This window comes from Pseudomonas sp. G5001, assembly GCF_013385475.1.
Taxonomy (GTDB): domain Bacteria; phylum Pseudomonadota; class Gammaproteobacteria; order Pseudomonadales; family Pseudomonadaceae; genus Aquipseudomonas.
Map to the genome: position 1 here is coordinate 1 of NZ_JACAPZ010000072.1, position 663 is coordinate 663.

Consider the following 663-nt stretch of genomic DNA (forward strand, 5'->3'; position numbering starts at 1 on the left):
GGCGTTCAGGCGCGCTTCAATTTCACCCAGTTCGATACGGAAGCCACGGATTTTCACCTGATGGTCAATCCGGCCGATGTACTCGATCACCCCGTCGCTGCGGTATTGCGCCAGGTCACCGGTGCGGTACAACCGCGCACCGCTTTCGCCGAACGGGTCGGGAATAAAACGCAGTGCCGTCAGGTCTCCACGCTTCAGGTAGCCCCGGGCCAGGCCGGCACGGCCAACATACAGCTCACCGATGCAGCCTTTGGCCACCGGGTTCAGTTCACCGTCGAGCAGGTACCACGACAGGTCGGCTATCGGTTCGCCAATCGGGCTGCTGGCGTCCAGCTCGAGATCAGCCACCGACAACGGACGGTAGGTGACGTGCACCGTGGTTTCGGTGATGCCGTACATGTTGATCAGCTGTGGCGCGCTGTCGCCAAACCGTTCGAACCATGGGCGCAGGCTCTTGACGTCCAGCGCCTCGCCGCCGAATACCACGTAGCGCAGGGCATTCGCCCGGGAGTCGGTACAAGCCACGTGCATCAACTGCTTGAACGCCGACGGCGTCTGGTTGAGCACCGTGACGCCCGCGTCGCACAACAGGTCGAGGAATTCCTGGGGCGAGCGGCTGACGTCGTACGGCACGATCAGCAGCTCGCCACCGTGCAGCAGTGC

The 663-nt window shown here is 63.2% G+C and carries 1 protein-coding gene; it reads right to left on the reverse strand.

Annotated features, from left to right (window positions below; genetic code table 11):
- Positions 1-663, reverse strand: a 663-nt coding sequence (locus tag HX805_RS32150) for an AMP-binding protein (protein WP_177117663.1), incomplete at both ends; no start/stop codon positions are given.